This is a genomic window from Priestia sp. 3CA3 (assembly GCF_056836725.1).
The window spans coordinates 1-17155 of record NZ_JBXENJ010000002.1 but is presented as its reverse complement, the minus strand read 5'-3'; the positions used below and the strand labels follow the sequence as shown (position 1 = coordinate 17155).

Genomic DNA, 17155 nt, shown 5'->3' with positions numbered 1-17155 from the left:
CTACAGGCGTGCACAAACACCACCTTTTCTTGAGGTGGTGTTTTAATGGTCTTTATATGTAGAGTTTGATTTAAGAGCGGTATTGATTGCTTCCAGGCTGAACTTTTAAATGCTTCCACGCCGCAATTGCATCATCGCGGCTTTTTCCATTGTTTTTCGGATCCTTAAAAAAATCGCGAATAAAGCGGTTGTATTCAAACTCAGGCGCAATTTCTTTTTGATAAGAAGGCTGCTTTTTTCGTTTTTCTTCTTCATGCCACGCTTTTACCACATCTCGATAGGTTTTCCCTACATTTTCTTTAAAGTAGTTTTGAATATATGTGGAAAAATGAAACGTAGGATGAATGGCTTTCTTAAAAAAAGCCCGTACTTCTTGACTGCAGCGGTGATTTTCCCCAATGACGGTATCTAATGTTAGCGGCGCTTGTGTTTTAGAGGACGAGCGTCTTTTAGAAGGTGCTCCTGAGTGTTGAGTGTTACCGGTTGTTAAAAACACTTCAATTCTTTTTGAAAGTTCCATTTTAGATCCAGACGGGCTCATGTTGTTTTTACGGCAAAATTGCTGCAGCTCGGTTTTGAGCCAGTAAAAATCCGTGAAGTCATTGATAGATAAATTTTTTGAAAGTTCGGGTCTCATTGTTTTAACCTCCATATATTTACAAATTGATTATAGAACGTTTGTTCTTGTTGGTCAATTGTTTTTAGAGAAGTACGAAGCAATGTCTTTTATGTTTCTTCCTACATAGTGAGAAGAAATAGGCTGTTTATTCATCTCTCTTGCCCAAATAGAAAGCTGGCCGATGTGATGGATTTCATGAATGATGATGTGATGCAAAATGTCAGCTTCCGTGTAAGAAGTAGAATCCCAAGGGACTGTTGCGTACCTTTTGTTGGAAAAATTCAAATGACTTAGAAAGTCGGCAATTTCGGGTCTATGTGCAGAAGAGAGTGCTTGAAGCTTTTCGAGCGTATCGTGTTCTTCAAAAGAAAGAACGATATCTGGTTTACCTTGGATGGCGCGTATCCAGCTGTCTTCCACATCAATAATATGAAACAGAGTTTGTAAAATGCTGCCCGTTCCTCCAGTCCGCTTCTTCAACAGTTCTTCTCTAGAAAGTTGATAACACCAGCTAAACCATTCATCTCTCACTTGCCAATTATATTCAAAAAAATGAATCATCTACCACACCTCACATGTTTTTTTACCTCTTACTAAATTAGATTAAGGCTTGTAAATTCCTTTGTAAAAAGAAGAAAAAACGTCTAGGCAAGAGATCTCTTGCAAATTCCAAAATCAAACAATTACAATAATAGAAAGGAGTTGATCACATGACGCTACATAAAAAAGTACTTTCTACAATTCTAGGAGGAGCTGTCGGAGACGCTTTAGGCGTTCCAGTTGAGTTTAAAAAACGCGATACATTTCGGATCACAACTATGACAGGCTACGGTACATACAACCAGCCTAAAGGAACGTGGTCAGATGATACATCTCTGACGATGTGCTTGATTGATAATCTACTAGAAAAACAAGATGAATATGATTTAATGCAAAAGTTTGCGAACTATTGGTCGGATGGCTACTGGACGCCGTACGGAGAAATGTTTGATATTGGCATCGCAACAAGCGAAGCGATTCGCCGCTATAAAAGCGGACTTCCTAAAGAAGAGTGGGGAGGAAGCGCTGAATACGACAATGGAAACGGAGCGCTTATGCGTATTGCCCCGCTTGCGTTTACACTATGTGATGAACCTAGCTTTACAAAAAGAAAAGAAGAAATAGAAAGAATTGCTCACGTCACGCACCGCCATGTGCGCTCTACGCTTGGCTGCATTATATACGTGGAGCTGCTTATTCGTCTTCTTGACGGCAACGAGCCTTTTGAAGCATATGAAAACGCGGTAAATCTCTGTCAAAAGCAGTTAACAGGTACGGAGTATGAAGCAGAGTTTTCTGCGTATGAACGAGTGTTAAACCTAAGCTTGCCGCACGCAGCGAGAAATGCAATCGGGTCAACTGGATACGTCGTCAGCTCGCTAGAAGCATCGCTTTGGTCTTTTCTGCAAAGTGATGACTACGAAGAAGCTGTACTTACTGCTGTGAATTTAGGAGAAGACACAGACACAATAGGCTTTATTACGGGTACTATGGCAGGAGTATATTATCAGCTGGAGGGCATTCCTGAAGAGTGGGTTTGTCAGCTTGCTAAAAAAGAAGAGTTAGAGAAGGCTTGTAAGAAGTTTGCGGATATATGTTAATGGATCATAAAAATTACTCAAAAGTTCGGAGGAGATAAAGTGAAGTTTTGTATGGATTTTGGCGATACCAATTTTATTGGAGTGGCAAACGCAAAAGAGTACCAATCATTTGTCGATGAGGATTGGGAGCTAGACCAGCTTCTGAACCACTTCGGCAGTGAAATGAAAAAGAGAAATATCCTAGTATGTCAAATGACAGAAGAAGGAATTGAACACTCCTGGAACGTAGAAGTGAAGATTGGAACAGAGTCGGATATAGGTACATACTTTAGAAAAGCAACAGGTTATATAAATGTAACCAATCATCAGCTTTATCTCGTAGATTATGACTGCCTTACGATGGCCGCCCAGTTTGAAGATCAGTCTGTGCCTGATCAAAACTGTTCTAAGTATAGAATTGATATTAAAAACGGTATGTACAAGGTCGAGCTTATTCAATTTTATAATGTTGATCAAGATGAGTATACAGGAAATGACCAAACGGATCTTTTATTGAACTTTATTAAGATGGAGCATGTTGAAGAAACAGCCAATGAGGTATTTTGGTGTACGTATTAAGTAGTAAACGTACCGTAGGCTACTAACTTAGAGGCGTAGTGTGCCGTTCTAAGGCATTCTATCTTATTTATATACTCACTGAAACCCTCTGGCTTTGTGTCAGAGGGTTTTTATGGTCAAAATTATTTATAGTATACTTTACATACAAACTTCACGTTAAAGAAAGGTGATCACAGTGCCAAATGCATGGGATGCAGAACAAATCGTATCAGCAGCGCTTTCCAAAACGCTAATCGAGACGCAGTTTCCAGAACTTGCGCCCGCTAAAGTTTCACTGCTTGGCTACGGCTTTGACAATACGGTTTATCAAGTAAACGACCGCTTTGTGTTTCGGTTTCCAAGAAGAGAACTCGCAGTGAGGCTATTAAAAACAGAAAATCAGCTTTTACCAAGTCTTGCTTCTCAATTGCCTCTATCGATTGCAGAGCCCATTTTTTTCGGTAAGCCGAATGCAGCATATCCTTGGCCGTTTACGGGCTATCACTACGTGCAAGGAACTCCGCCTGCAAGATTAACAGAAGAAGAGCGCATACAATCCGCTTCTGTACTAGCGAGGTTTCTTCGCACGTTACATCACTATCCTTACTCAAAAGCGCAAGAGCTCAGTGTTCCGTTTGATGAGTTAAATCGGCTTGATATGATGAAGCGAAAGCCTGCGCTAGAGAAGTATGTCAAGCAAATGAAAGAGCGTAATCTTTATTCAAAACAAGAGATTCTTGAAGACTATGTAAATGACATACAAGAAATTAAGTATCAAGAAAAACATGTACTAGTTCACGGAGATCTTCATATTAAGAACATGATTGTTGATCAAAACAATATGGTTTCAGGCATTATTGACTGGGGGGATGTTCATATTGGTCATCCGGCAGTTGACCTAGCGATTGCCTATAGCTTCTTACCATCTAAAGGAAGAGCTCGTTTTTTCAAAGAATACGGAGAAGTAGATGAAGAAACGCACAGGCTTGCAAAATGGAAAGCCGTATTTACAACCGTAGTGCTTGTGGCACATAGCTACGATCAAGGAGATAAACAAACGTTAGAAGCGGCTCTAGAAAGCTTGAAGCTGATTTTTCAAGAGTAATAAAACTGTAATAGAATTTCTGTTCAATTCCTGTATAGTTAAGAAAGGATAAAAATAAAAACAACAGGTGAAGCAAACGATGAATACAAGCCACTGGAATGAATCAGCAGCACATTTACTAGAAAGGTGGATACAGCTATATAAAGAAAAGGAATCTCTTATTGGAGAAAAGGAATCTTTAAACATGCTAAAAGAAGAAGTAGACGGGATGGATAAAGAAAAATTTCTCTCCATAGTAGAACGTCAATTGCAGAAACTGTATGACGAACTGGAAAAAGAACGGACAGAGTACAATATGAACAACAGTGAATATACAATGGTGACGTTTCTTTCAAGCGACTATCAGGAGTACGTAAACAAGCGTCAAAGCAATATGAGACAGATTGAACAGTTAACAAGCATACATAGAAGTGTTACAGAGCTTTTCGGAAAAGAACTTTTTTCTGAAGCGGATATGGTGGCGTTTAGAAATGACTTTTTTCAACTAACAGAAAAACATGCTAACGCGTCATCGTTAAAAGAAATGAAGGAAAACTGGAATACGTATTTGCCCGCGTTCGTTGACTTTCAAAAAAAGCATGAACATGTAAAACAAGCGACAGCCACAGTACTCGAAGAAGACAAGAGTTTAAAGCAAGAATGGCATCAGCTAAGCAAAAATAAAGTAGTGACCAAACAAAAAGCAACCGCCTTTCGCACAAAGCAGCATGAGCTAAATGAAAACATTCGAAAAGCCACGACTGCACAAAAACAGTTACTCGAACTGCACTGGCCGGATGTTCGCAGCCAGTTTGATGCGCTACAAGAAAAAATGAGTAAGAGTCTTTCTACCGTGCTGAAAGAAACGGAACGCAGTATGGAAGTCATTAGCCAAAACGATGCAAATGAACACGCCAAGTTAAAGCAATCACTTAACGACCTACATGCAGTCCACAAAGTTGACGTTCATCAAACGTGGTTAGCGGCTTTTATTAAAAAATCACGACCATTTTTTAACGAACTGAGTGAAGATATAAAGGCTACTCGATGTCAAGAGCTATGGAACCGAATTTACGGCATGTATAAAGGAATAGCAGTAAACGAGTTTATTGTTACCTACGAAGAATTATTAGCACTTCAGCCGCTTGCCAGTGCAAAAAGTACAGAAATACCAGGGTCATTAGCTCGGTTAAAGCTAGATATAAACCCTGTTACGCTGCCAGCCTACGCAGACTTTCCCGTGCTCAAAAAGCAGCAATCATCACGGCGCACTTTTCCTATTTTAATAGGAGGAGCTATCCTCCTTGTCTTGTTACTGACGATTGTATATATGAATCGTGACAATCAAACGGCAGAAACAAGCTCAGATATAAAAGTTACGGCCAGCACGAAACCGTTAAAAAATGAACAGCCTAAGCCAGATGCTGTCAGCAAAACGGAGCTTGAAAACTTTTTTATCTCCTATAAAGCTGCTTACTTTTCAAGTTTAAACAGCGGAGACTTTAGTGGGATGGCACCTTATATCGACTCGAATCAGCCAGTGTATAAACAGCTGAAAAGCTACATCACATCACTTGCCGGCAAAAACGTATCGTTTGCTAACGATCAGTTTCTTGTGACAAAAACAGAGTCACATGATGATGGAACCTACAGCATTTATACAAACGAAGTGTACACGTTCACCGACTCATATGACGCGAGCACGCAGTTTAAAAAAGAACGAATTTATCATGTGAAAGCTGCTGGCAAAGACAAACTTCAAATTACTAAAATTGATACATTAACAGATGAGCAGAAGCCGGTGGAAGAGTGAATGGTTTCTGAGAGATTATGAACAACCGCTAGTTCCTTTTTGGAGCTAGCGGTTGTTGTGGTTGGAGGCGACTTTTCCTTTTTTGGTAGAGTGGTAGCGACTATTTGTGAGTCTTTCATTCATTAAGCTCATGTCTCTCCTAGTATAAGTGTGGTAGTATCGAACATGTATAAAATATAGGTCGTAACATAAGTAAAAGGAGGTGCTATGATGAAAAAACGCACAAAAATAGTTAGTGCAGTCATTGCTGGAGCTACTATTTTAATAGGAGGTATATGGATGGGAAATGAAACCCGTTATCCAAACGTCCCCGCTTTTAATGATCACTTTACACGAGAATTTTTAGAAAAAGATAAAAAAGTAGATGATGGATTTTATGAGTTTAAATCGAAGACAGGGCAGTATACGATGTGGTTTCCAGAGGAGTATCAGTTAATTCATGAAAATAAAGAAGACTACTCTCTCAATGGAAATGCTTATGAGCGATGGGTGGCTTCTTCGGAAAACTCCTTTAATAATAAAAATGGAATTTCATACATAAACGTAGAACTGGCAGAGAAGGTAAAAGAAAATAAGGAGGTAAATGTAGAGAGTCTGTTCAAAAAGAACCTACATGTGAATCAACCAAAAAAGATAGAAACAGCGCATATCAGTATATATTACGATTCAGCATATACATATTTTAAAGGAACTGAAGAAAAAGTTGTAAAGAACAATATCAAGTATGTTCCAAATACATATGTAGCATATATAGCAGATGAAAATACGGATAAAGTAATCGAGCTTTATTACAAATACACTGGAGATCATTTAACAGAGAAACAAGGGGAAAAACAAGAAAAATTCATTTTTAAAATGCTGAAAAGCGTAAAGTTCTAATATCTAATAGGGGAAATAGGCAAGAATGAAAAAGGAATTCGTGTTCATAAAACAACAAATTCCCTATTTCAATACTCTTCTCAAAAAACATTAGCAATTCCAGTTTTTTTCAATGAAATGAAATGCAGGCCGTAAATTTGTTTTATTAGCAATTGAAATAAGAGCGGGCACCACCGAAGGATCTGTTTTAGAGAAATTAGGAATCCGTGGATTCAACCTGAAAAACTGATCGCCTAAAAGTTCAGAGCTAACCATTGATTCATAGTAGCTCGATCCACCAGAGATAATCTGAAGAAACGGCAGCAACGGTTCATTTGGAGATCGGTCTAAAAGCACCCCCCAATTCGGCGGAAGGTCCTCTATATCTTCGGGGCGTATGTTATCGGCACTCACCATTCCCCATCCCTTTGTATCTCTTCTTAATTGAGTTGGCTGTTCACCTGTTCCAATAGATAATACGGCAATTTGATCTAACGGCTGCTTTGCTTTTCCGACTGCAAACGCGATACTAGCTGTACTGGTGTTAGTTGCTACTGTATACCCATCCACATAGTTTTGATAAGCTCTTTGCGTTGCAGGTGCAGCGCTGCTCCTAAGTATTACGTCACTTGCTTTTTCATTAAGATAGGGAGAACCAGGAAAATTATGAAATAACACAGGATTCCAACGATTCAGCTCCGGTGAAAATAAGTGAAAGGATGGCACAACAATTCGTTTCTTTAAGTCTCTAAGGCGAAGGTCTCGGGGGAAAAATGTTCGTATGGCTTTAATAAAACCAGAATAGGGTACTTGTTGGTTAAAAACAGGTCCGCCCGGTCGGGAAACGCTGAATGCCGGTAAGATTTGATCTTTAAAAAAATCAAACGTTTCTTCTGGTGATCTTCCGCTTGCTAACGCAAGAGCAGTAAATGAACCAATCGAATTTCCTGAAAAAACATTGGTTTCACTAATTAACTTAGGGTTTTGATAAGCCAATCTATTCAAAAGTTGTAAACTTAAAGCACCTAAAGTGCCGCCTCCATCAAAGGTCATAATCCGATATTTTGTCAAAGGTGATTTCTCCTTTCGAATCCCATCAGAGGTATCATTCTGTATATGTTTATTTGATGTGTTGCAGAGGTATGAGTATCTCTTTTACCCCTCCTTTAGAAGCCAGGTTATGCAGATGAACATTCTTAGAAATAAATAAAGACTCTAACGAACCAAACCATCGGCTAAATCTTAGCCGATGGTTTTATTTGAGTAGATGTTGTTAATAAGGAACATTTCCTTGCTTAATTACAAAAATAAGAACAAGAAAGAGTATGAAAATGGAGATGAAGCTGAAAATATTATACTCATAACATTTCGTTCCTTCTTTTAATCTTTTCGCTCCCTTTATAAGTGCAGGCCAAATCTAAAATAGCCCTTTTAAAGAAATTAAAGGAAATATAGTGCCCGTTTATACAACATTTTATTGTAAGATAGATTAGTTGCATATGAATCGAATATTAGTAGGTTCACACTAACTTACCTATTATTAGTGTAAGGAATCAAGAAAGAGTGAGGGAAAGGTCAAAATGTCTAAGACAAGGTATAAGAACCAAAAAGAATCCAATGAAGCAATTGCAAAAGCTTATATAGAGAACGATTATACAAATAGTCAAAATAAGCTGTTGCTAGTATCAAAAGCTAATTACAGGAAAAAAAGTTCAAATCTATGCTACTCGTCAGTAGACGATAAAGGTATGAATTTTTATGAATTTAACAACAACGCTGAACAGAATTTAATGTTAATTGAGCGGTATGAATGGGCTGATTTCTCTAGCGTTACAATTGACCATAGCATTGCAAAATCAGTATTTACATTTGTAGGTCATGGTGAAAATAGGGATATTACAATAGAGGTAAAAGGAAAGGAAGTAGAGCAAGTTATTCGTAACCACTCTTCTATGGAAGTTAACGTAGTAAAAAGACCTGTCTGGACTAAGGTATTAGGATATCGTTCACAGACAACTTGGAAAATGTTTATGGCTTCGACTGTTTATACATTAATTCTTTTATTTATTTTAAATGCTTTGTTACCAGCATCTACTCATAATTTTATTACGGGACTATCTTTATTCCTTTTCCTTCTAAGCATCATAGGTTTCCTTGTTGGATTAATAAAGCCAAAATGGGTATTGCCTAAATTTAAAGTCAAAACAAGAAAACGTGTATTATTTTCTTATCTATATTTAATTCTTAGTTGTTTATTTATTGTTGGAATCTTTAGTGATGAAGAATCAACATCTACTCCTGCTTCAACTCAAGTAAGTTCTTCGCAAAACAGCGTCACTGTTGCATCTAAAAAAGATGTTGCTGATAGCAGCAAGCAAAAAGTTGAAAAGAATGATAGTGATAAAGCAGTAAAAGAAGAGAAAAGACAAAAAGCTGAGGAGCAAGCGGCAAAAGAAGAAGCAAAACGAAAAGCTGAGGAGCAAGCGGCAAAAGAAGAAGCAGAGCGTAAAGCTCAACAACAAGCAGCTAGTCAACAGGCTACAACAAGCAGTTCTACTAGCAGCAGTGGAAATTATAAGCCATTTGAAAATGATCCGAGTGATGATCAACAGTCTAATATGTCTTGTTCGGGTCAAATCAAAGGTAACAAAAACTCGAAAATTTACCACGTACCTGGCGGAGCTTATTATGACAGAACTCAAGATAACATTGTTTGGTTTTGTTCAGAAGCGGATGCACAAGCAGCTGGATATAGAGAATCCCAACGATAAAAAATGTATGCAACCTTTAAAAGCTCTCCTATATGTTTCTTGGAGAGCTTTTTTCTTTATGAGAGGATTAATATAACGTATGTATTAAAGGCACAGGACGAGTAAGTTTTAAAAGCAGAAAAGATATGAAAAAAGAATACTTTGAACAAAATAATTTGGGTAAGAAAGCTTAAAGTAAAGTTTTGTAAACGCGTCTGTAAATAAAGTTCACTGGCCCATCTAATGCTGTCATATAATAGAATTAGCTATTATACTTATATTTATTAATACTTTTTCAAAAACGGTCTTAGCTCTAAGGTTTTAAATAGTTTTATAGATGGGAGTTAAAGCAAGCTTATGAACAGAGAAGAAGTACTACAAAAAATAAAGAACTTAAACATCTGGAAAAAAAGGGATCAACGAGCTCCGCACAAACCATTGTTGATACTGTATGCCCTAGGTCAGCTACAGGCCAAGCAACGAATGCACCTGCCGTATAGGGAGGTGAAAATCCCTTTAAAAGAGCTGCTTATGGAGTTTGGACCTTCTCGGAGTTCCTACCATCCAGAGCATCCTTTTGTTCGTTTGACAGGAGATGGAATATGGGAGCTAAGCGAAGCAGTGGATAAGCGTAGCTTTACAGATAAATATTTACATTGAAAGTAACGGAATCGCGTTATGTTCAATGCATCATAAATTATTTGATCGAGGAGTTTTTACTTTTTCAGATCATAATGAGCTGTTAGTGGCAACTCAAGCGCACGGGACGAATGGATTTGAAGAATGGCTTATGAAGTTTCACGGGCAAAAGCTTAGAGATCCTATTCATCCGGCGTATCAGCCGAGTGAAGATTTTCTTGGGTGGCATGTTAGAGAAGTATTTAGGGGACCTGCTAGATATCAAGCAGGTGATATAAATTAATTTTTGTGAATGATAGATTGCTGCGTCTATAATTAGGAAGTGATTTACATATTGTAATGTCAGTTAAAATACGTTCAAGAAGATATAGACGGAGGAAGAAAGATGCTACGAAAAAGCGGTGCGAAACGAATACAGACTTGGTTTTACGATGAAGATCCAAATGGGATTAAAGTATCTGAGGTGCCGAATACAACGATACAGGCTGTATTCATTCCCAGAAATAGTTTGAAAGATTTAAAGGGTGAAAGCGAAGTAGAAAAGCCCGGCATTTATTTTTTATTTGGAGAAGATAAAGAGGCATATATTGGAGAGGCAGAAGTGGGATATGAACGTTTAAGACAGCATGCTAGTCCATCAACAGGTAAAAGTTTTTGGGATGTGGCCGTGTTAATTGTCTCTAATGCTTCTCAAGATCAATTAGATAAAGTTGATGTAAAATACTTAGAACATATTTCTTATCTAGCAGCCATGCGCTCTGGTACATATGATATTAATCAAACCGTTCCCACAAAACCGTTTGTGCGTGAATTTAGACGAGACGACCTGACAGATATTTTTAATGTTATTAAAGTTTTACTTGGTGGGTTAGGCTTTTCCATTTTTGCGGATGCTTCAAATGGAATAGAATATGAAAGCGAAGCTGTACAGTCTGGTGACATACCAAAGATTGAAGCAGAGCAAGCGATAGAAGAGGTTGTTCAAGTTGAGACACATTTGTCAAAAGATATAAAATCAGTAATAGTAGAGGACGTTCTATATTGTAAGCGCCGAGATGCGTATGCGACCGGGAAATATGTTAGCGATGGATTTCTTGTCTATAAAGGAGCTTTGCTTGCGAGCGAACAACAGCTAGAAGGAGCTAAACTTAAAAGGCAGCAAGACCATATTAATACTTTTCTAGAAAACGGTGTACTAGAAATAAAAGATGGTAGATACATGCTGGTACAAGATCAAATTTTTTCTTCTATCTCAGCTGCGGCAGTGTTTGTGACACAGCGAAGAAGCAGCGGAACTTCTGAATGGAAAGATAAGAACGGAATAACAGCGCGTAATAAAATCGAACAAATGTTAAGTGCAGAAACAAAATAACCTAGATCTAAACCTTTGGATCTCAATAAGGATTTCAAAACATTGACATTCCCTTCCAAACCGCATACAATAGCTACTAATAAAAGCACACAAATTCGTTGAAGAGAATCAGTACGCTGCAAGTTTGTTCCACAGAGAGCTGGTGATAGCTGAAAGCCAGTGTTCAAGCCGCAGGGGAATATCCTCTCTGAGAAGTCAAACTGAACGATAAGTAAGTTTGAACGGTAGTCTACCGTTAAAAAGAACGCGTATGATTGTACGTTGCTGAGTGCTATTGATGAACGGATCAATAGAAGCCAGGGTGGTACCGCGGTTTAAAACCCGTCCCTAGTCATAGGGACGGGTTTCTTTGTGTGCTTTTAACTTTAAAAGGAGTGGTATCACATGAAAGAAGTGAATGTAAGGGAGTCTTCGCAAGAGCGCGAACAGCGTATCCAGCAGCAGTGGCAAAAAGGAAATGTGTTTCAGCAGTCGGTTCAAAACCGAGAAGGGCATCCTTCGTTTGTATTTTATGAAGGGCCCCCGACAGCCAACGGTCTTCCTCACGTAGGGCATGCGCTTGGCCGGACGATTAAAGACGTGGTGGCTCGTTATAAAACGATGACAGGGCATCAAGTGATCCGAAAAGCAGGCTGGGATACGCACGGACTGCCGGTAGAGCTCGGTGTCGAAAAGCAGCTCGGGATATCGGGGAAGCATGACATTGAAAAATACGGCGTAGAAGCTTTTATCAACAAGTGTAAGGAAAGTGTGTTTGTGTATGAAAAACAATGGCGCACGTTCACGGAGCAGCTTGGCTATTGGGTTGATATGGAAGACCCTTACATCACCTTAGAGAATTCATACATTGAAAGCGTATGGAACGTGCTTGGCACGATTCATGACAAAGGACTTCTTTATAAAGGCCACCGCGTATCACCTTACTGCCCGAGCTGTCAAACGTCGCTGAGTTCGCATGAAGTAGCGCAAGGGTATAAAGATGTAAAAGATTTAACGGTAACGGTGAAATTTAAAGTGAAAAACCGCGATAATGAGTATTTTTTAGGGTGGACGACAACGCCTTGGACGCTTCCGTCAAACGTGGCGCTTGCGGTGCATGAAGAGATGAACTACGTTCGCGCTGAGCAAGGCGACAGCGTGTATATAGTGGCAGAAGCACTTGCAGACAAAGTGTTAAAAGGAGAGTATACGGTTTTATCTCATCATAAAGGAAATGAGTTAAAAGGGATGTCATATGAGCCGCCGTTTGATTTTGTGAAAGTGGAAAAAGGGCATGAAGTCGTAACGGCTGATTACGTAACGGATCAAAGCGGAACGGGTGTTGTTCATTTAGCACCTGCATATGGTGAAGATGATTACAGAGTCGTAAAAGAAAACGGCTTTTCGTTTGTGAACGTAGTGGATGAAAAAGGACAGTACACGTCTGAAGTGCCGCCTTTTCAAGGACGTTTCGTGAAAGACTGCGACGTTGATATCGTTCGTTATTTAGCAAATGAAGGCGTGCTGTACCATAAAGAAAAGCATGAGCATAGCTATCCGTTTTGCTGGCGATGCGACTCGCCGCTTCTTTATTACGCAAATGAAAGCTGGTTTATCCAAACGACGGCGTTAAAGGAACAGTTTTTGAAAAACAATGAAAGCGTGACGTGGTACCCGGATCATATCAAGCACGGTCGCTTTGGCAACTTTTTAGAAAATATGGTGGACTGGAACATCAGCAGAAAGCGCTACTGGGGAACGCCGCTGAACGTATGGGAATGCGGGGAATGTGCGCATCAAGTAGCTCCGAAAAGTATCAAAGAGCTTCAAAATCATGCGTCTCATTCCGTTGATGACAGCATTGAACTTCATAAGCCTTATGTAGATGACGTGCAGCTGACGTGTCCGGTCTGCAGCGGAGAAATGAAGCGAACGCCAGAAGTGATTGACGTTTGGTTTGACAGCGGCTCGATGCCGTTTGCGCAGTATCACTATCCGTTTGAAAACAGCGAGCTGTTTCAAAAGCAGTTTCCAGCAGACATTATCGCAGAAGGAATTGATCAAACGCGCGGCTGGTTTTACAGCTTGATGGCAGTTTCAACGCTGTTTACTGGAAAAGCGCCTTATAAGCGCGTTTTGTCTCTTGGCCACGTGTTAGATGAAAACGGTCAAAAGATGTCTAAAAGTAAAGGAAATGCGCTAGACCCTGTTGATCTTATTCATACATTTGGTGCGGATGCGCTTAGATGGGCGCTTTTAGCAGACAGTGCACCTTGGAATCCGAAGAAATTTTCAGAGCGGGTCGTGCAAGAAGCGAAGTCAAAAGTGATTGATACACTTGTGAACGTGTACGGCTTTTACGTTCTGTACGCCAAGCTTGACGGCTATAACCCTGAGCAAACGTATGAATTGAAAAAAACAAAATTGGATGAATGGATTCTTTCGCGTTTGCATAGTACGGTTAAGCGAGCAACAGCACATCTTGAAGATTACGGATTTACAAATGCCGCTCGTGAAATCGCAGCATTCATTGAAGAGCTAAGCAACTGGTATGTACGACGTTCTCGCGATCGCTTTTGGTCAGAAGGGATGGACGGCGAAAAAGCAGCGGCTTACGATACGCTTCATGAAGTGTTAGTCACGCTTAGTCAGCTGTTAGCACCGTTTACTCCTTTCGTTGCGGATGACGTTCATGAAAATCTGACAGGGAAAAGCGTTCATTTAGCAGACTATCCTGTGTATGATCAAACCAAAGTGAATGAAAAGCTGGAAAAAGAAATGGCAGCGGTGCTTCAAGTGGTGGAACTAGGCCGAAGCATCCGAAATACGCATTCGTTAAAAGTAAAGCAGCCTCTGCAAAGTCTTTCGCTTGTGGTAACGGAAGAAGATGTAGAGTGGAAAGCATATCGTGATGTCATCAAAGATGAGCTTAATGTAAAGAACTTTAACGTGGAGCAAGACGACGACAAACTTGTTTCATACGTATTAAAACTTGATTTTAAACAGGCTGGACCAAAGTTCGGGAAACAAGTTAATGAGGTCAACCAAGCGCTGAAAAACCTTTCAGAAGAGAAAGGAAAAGAGTTTGTTGAACAAGGCAAGCTAAGTGTTACGCTTGCTTCAGGAGAAAACCTAACGCTTGAAACGGCAGACGTACTTGTTGAAAAAGTGCCAAAAGAAGGTTTTGCGGTTGCATCCAACGGCACGTATACTGCGGTGTTGGATACGGCGTTAACCGAAGAACTTGTGCAGGAAGGAGTCGCTCGTGAAGTAATTCGAGCGGTTCAAGACTATCGTAAAAAGCTGGATTTACCCGTGAATTTACGTATCGATTTGGAGCTTAGCGGAGACGAAGAAGTGCAGAAAGCTGTCGAGAAGTTTGAAACGCTGCTTCAAGAAAATCTTCTGCTGCACAGTCTCAGTGTGAAAGAAGCCATCAAAAACGGAGAGACGGTAAAAGTCGGAACAAAGCAAGTTACGCTTCGTGTTTTAAATCAGAACTGATAAAAAGCACTTACCTCATAGCAGGTAAGTGCTTTTTTACCTTTAATCAAACTGTCCGAGAACATTTTTAAGACTCGGCCAAACGATTTCAAAAGGAGCCGCTAGTACATACTCTTTTCCGTTTTCATCTTTAAAGTGTTGAACAAAACGATATTTTCCTACTTTGTAGTTAGGAGTTGCGATATCTAGTTTGAGTGATTTCCCTGGCTTCAGCGTGACGGTTTTATCAGGAAACTCCAATCCGTTTAGCACAACTTCGTACCACTTTCCGTCTTTTAAGTGATCCGCCGTATTTTCATAAGGAATCGTTAAGGTATGCGTCGAATTGTTTTGAATAACAAAAAAGCCAAACTGCGTTTTATCGTATTTTTTACTGATAGCAGATAGCGTAATAGTTCCCCCGTCAGTGTTAATGGAAGAAGGAATGTTTTTTTCTTGTTTGGCTCCAAGTTCCATTTTTTGACCGTTATAATCGATATAGCCAAAGATACAAAACAAGATAATAAAAATGCCTAGTATTAGTAAAAGTGTTCGTACTATTTTCAAGAGCTTTGCACCACCTTTTTATCACTCTTCCATTATACGGAAAACTTCTTGTTTGAAATAGTATGAATTTACATTTCCTATATCACTTTTTTGAAAGGAATGATTGAAATGAGACAAATTATAGCCATGGGCGGCGGAGGTTTTTCGATGGAGCAGGATAACTTGCTTCTGGATCAATACATACTTTCACAAGCTCATATAGATGTGCCGAAAATCTGTTTTATCCCTACAGCCAGCGGAGATGCCGATAATTATATAGAAAGGTTTTATGAAGCGTTTGAGAAGTTGGTATGTACACCGTCTCATTTATCGCTGTTTTCACCAAACTTTATAGATTTAAAAGCATATGTGATGCAGCACGATATTTTGTATGTAGGCGGCGGTAATACAAGGAATATGCTTTCTTTATGGAAAGAGTGGGGACTTGATACAATTCTAAAAGAAGCTTATAAAAAAGGAATAATCTTAGCAGGAATAAGCGCAGGTTCGATTTGCTGGTTTGAAGAAGGCGTCACCGATTCAATGAACAATAAACTGTCTAAAATCGACTGTTTAGGATTTTTAACGGGCAGCAACTGTCCTCACTACGACGGAGAAAGCAATCGAAGACCTTCGTATCATGAGTTAATGGCAAGCAGGGAAATGAAAGAAGGCTACGCTGTAGATGACGGAGTCGCGCTGCATTTTAAAGATGAGAAGCTATCCGCGTCAGTTAGCTCAAGGTCTACAGCAAAAGCGTACGCTGTTGATCGAAAAGAGGAAGAAGTAATTGAACGTGAACTCCCGGTGACCAATTTGGGTAATCACAAGCAATAAATGGCCGCTTTTCATGTTTCTCTGTATAAAATGGAGCTTATTCGTACATACATAAGCAGAGATTCTATATAGGAGGGTGCTTCAGTGAGTTATAAACAATACTGGGGAAACATACATGAACAAAGCGATAAGCTCCAGGAGTTATTATCGTCGTATTGGCATCAGTACTCAGATTTCGGAAACTGGCAGTTTTGGGTGGTGGTTGCTTCGCTCGTTCTTCCTCTTGTGTTGTTGTATTTTACCGTAGATCGGACGAGGATCTTTGAGGTGTTTTTCTTCGGTTACACAGTGCACATGCTCTGGGCATATATTGATATTGCACTTGGGAGAAGCGGTCATTTAACGCACACGTTTTTTTTAACGCCGCTGCTTCCAAACGCAACGAATATTACCGCTTCTATTTTGCCGGTAGGCTTTCTGCTGCTTTATCAATATTGTACGAATCACCAAAAGAATTTTTATCTGTATACGATTCTGCTGAGCGCTGTTTTTTCATTTGGACTGGCGCCCCTTGAACACCATTTTAAATTTATTGATTCAGGAAAAGGAATGAGCTTGTTCTGTATTTTTCTGATTGATATAGGGATAACGTTAGTAGCGTATTGGTTTACAAGGCTGCTTGTAAAAGCAAAAGCCGCAGCCTATCGTAAAGCGGAAAAAGAACGTTGAAAAAATGTTTGAATGTTATTAGTTAGGGGTATACATGTATTTAAGATAAATTGAGGTGAAAAAATTGTATTATTACCGCATTTCAGAAGGACAAGGCGAAACGTACTCTGAAACAATTGTTATTCATGAAGAACAATTTGATCAAGGTACATTTGAAAAAATGGTGAAAGAAGCGATGGTCGATAAGCCTGGCAAAATCGATCAAGTGGATATTGTGAAATATTTAATTGGACATTATCATTTCCAAGTTGCATATATTGAAGCCGCTTTTCACAGTACATATACAGATTAATAACGTTATGTATTCGTTAAAAAACCCCGTTGCACTG

The 17155-nt window shown here is 39.4% G+C and carries 15 protein-coding genes, 1 pseudogene and 1 other annotated feature; of the genes and pseudogenes, 12 read left to right on the top strand and 4 right to left on the bottom strand.

Annotated elements, in window-relative coordinates:
- Positions 1-70 precede the first annotated feature (70 nt).
- Positions 71-637: a DUF6434 domain-containing protein gene (locus AC1VNJ_RS04880; RefSeq protein ID WP_482640373.1), complete on the bottom strand. Its 567-nt coding sequence runs from the start codon at positions 635-637 to the stop codon at positions 71-73.
- Positions 638-691: 54 nt separating this feature from the next.
- Complete coding sequence (locus tag AC1VNJ_RS04875; protein ID WP_482640372.1) at positions 692-1180, bottom strand: DinB family protein; 489 nt, start codon at positions 1178-1180, stop codon at positions 692-694.
- A 149-nt stretch (positions 1181-1329) separates the two neighbouring features.
- On the opposite strand from AC1VNJ_RS04875, the gene AC1VNJ_RS04870 reads away from it, so the two are divergent.
- From AC1VNJ_RS04870 to AC1VNJ_RS04850, 5 genes are all read left to right on the top strand, one after another.
- Positions 1330-2259 carry an ADP-ribosylglycohydrolase family protein gene (locus tag AC1VNJ_RS04870; RefSeq protein ID WP_482640371.1) on the top strand — a complete coding sequence of 310 codons (930 nt, stop codon included), beginning with the start codon at positions 1330-1332 and terminating at the stop codon, positions 2257-2259.
- A gap of 51 nt (positions 2260-2310) precedes the next feature.
- Positions 2311-2817, top strand: coding sequence for a hypothetical protein (locus AC1VNJ_RS04865; protein ID WP_170836809.1), 507 nt, complete (start codon positions 2311-2313; stop codon positions 2815-2817).
- A gap of 175 nt (positions 2818-2992) precedes the next feature.
- Positions 2993-3901 carry a phosphotransferase gene (locus AC1VNJ_RS04860; RefSeq protein WP_482640370.1) on the top strand — a complete coding sequence of 303 codons (909 nt, stop codon included), beginning with the start codon at positions 2993-2995 and terminating at the stop codon, positions 3899-3901.
- A 79-nt stretch (positions 3902-3980) separates the two neighbouring features.
- A complete protein-coding gene (locus AC1VNJ_RS04855) occupies positions 3981-5693 on the top strand; it encodes a TcaA NTF2-like domain-containing protein (protein WP_482640369.1) in 1713 nt (570 codons plus the stop codon).
- A 210-nt stretch (positions 5694-5903) separates the two neighbouring features.
- Entirely contained in the window at positions 5904-6572 is a 669-nt protein-coding gene (locus AC1VNJ_RS04850; protein WP_482640368.1) for a hypothetical protein, read from the top strand.
- Positions 6573-6662: 90 nt separating this feature from the next.
- On the opposite strand, the gene AC1VNJ_RS04845 is transcribed toward AC1VNJ_RS04850, so the two are convergent.
- Entirely contained in the window at positions 6663-7622 is a 960-nt protein-coding gene (locus tag AC1VNJ_RS04845; RefSeq protein WP_482640367.1) for a patatin-like phospholipase family protein, read from the bottom strand.
- 509 nt (positions 7623-8131) lie between these two features.
- On the opposite strand from AC1VNJ_RS04845, the gene AC1VNJ_RS04840 reads away from it, so the two are divergent.
- The 4 genes and pseudogenes from AC1VNJ_RS04840 (at position 8132) to ileS (ending at position 14795) form a co-directional block, all read left to right on the top strand.
- On the top strand, positions 8132-9322 hold the full coding sequence (locus AC1VNJ_RS04840; protein WP_482640366.1) for a sunset domain-containing protein: 1191 nt from the start codon (positions 8132-8134) through the stop codon (positions 9320-9322).
- Positions 9323-9658: 336 nt separating this feature from the next.
- Positions 9659-10223 (top strand): annotated as a pseudogene (locus tag AC1VNJ_RS04835) (HNH endonuclease).
- Positions 10224-10325: 102 nt separating this feature from the next.
- Entirely contained in the window at positions 10326-11312 is a 987-nt protein-coding gene (locus AC1VNJ_RS04830; protein WP_482640365.1) for a GIY-YIG nuclease family protein, read from the top strand.
- A gap of 89 nt (positions 11313-11401) precedes the next feature.
- Positions 11402-11644: a binding site (T-box leader), on the top strand.
- 52 nt (positions 11645-11696) lie between these two features.
- Positions 11697-14795: an isoleucine--tRNA ligase gene (gene ileS, locus AC1VNJ_RS04825; RefSeq protein WP_482640364.1), complete on the top strand. Its 3099-nt coding sequence runs from the start codon at positions 11697-11699 to the stop codon at positions 14793-14795.
- Between the two features lie 42 nt (positions 14796-14837).
- Here ileS and AC1VNJ_RS04820 read toward each other — a convergent pair whose 3' ends face one another.
- On the bottom strand, positions 14838-15341 hold the full coding sequence (locus AC1VNJ_RS04820; RefSeq protein ID WP_028413031.1) for an immunoglobulin-like domain-containing protein: 504 nt from the start codon (positions 15339-15341) through the stop codon (positions 14838-14840).
- A gap of 108 nt (positions 15342-15449) precedes the next feature.
- On the opposite strand from AC1VNJ_RS04820, the gene AC1VNJ_RS04815 reads away from it, so the two are divergent.
- The 3 genes from AC1VNJ_RS04815 (at position 15450) to AC1VNJ_RS04805 (ending at position 17118) form a co-directional block, all read left to right on the top strand.
- Positions 15450-16157 (top strand): Type 1 glutamine amidotransferase-like domain-containing protein, encoded by a 708-nt coding sequence (locus tag AC1VNJ_RS04815; RefSeq protein ID WP_482640363.1) that lies wholly within the window; start codon positions 15450-15452, stop codon positions 16155-16157.
- Positions 16158-16241: 84 nt separating this feature from the next.
- Entirely contained in the window at positions 16242-16826 is a 585-nt protein-coding gene (locus tag AC1VNJ_RS04810) for a hypothetical protein (RefSeq protein WP_482640362.1), read from the top strand.
- A gap of 55 nt (positions 16827-16881) precedes the next feature.
- Positions 16882-17118: a hypothetical protein gene (locus tag AC1VNJ_RS04805; RefSeq protein ID WP_226313298.1), complete on the top strand. Its 237-nt coding sequence runs from the start codon at positions 16882-16884 to the stop codon at positions 17116-17118.
- Positions 17119-17155: the final 37 nt, after the last annotated feature.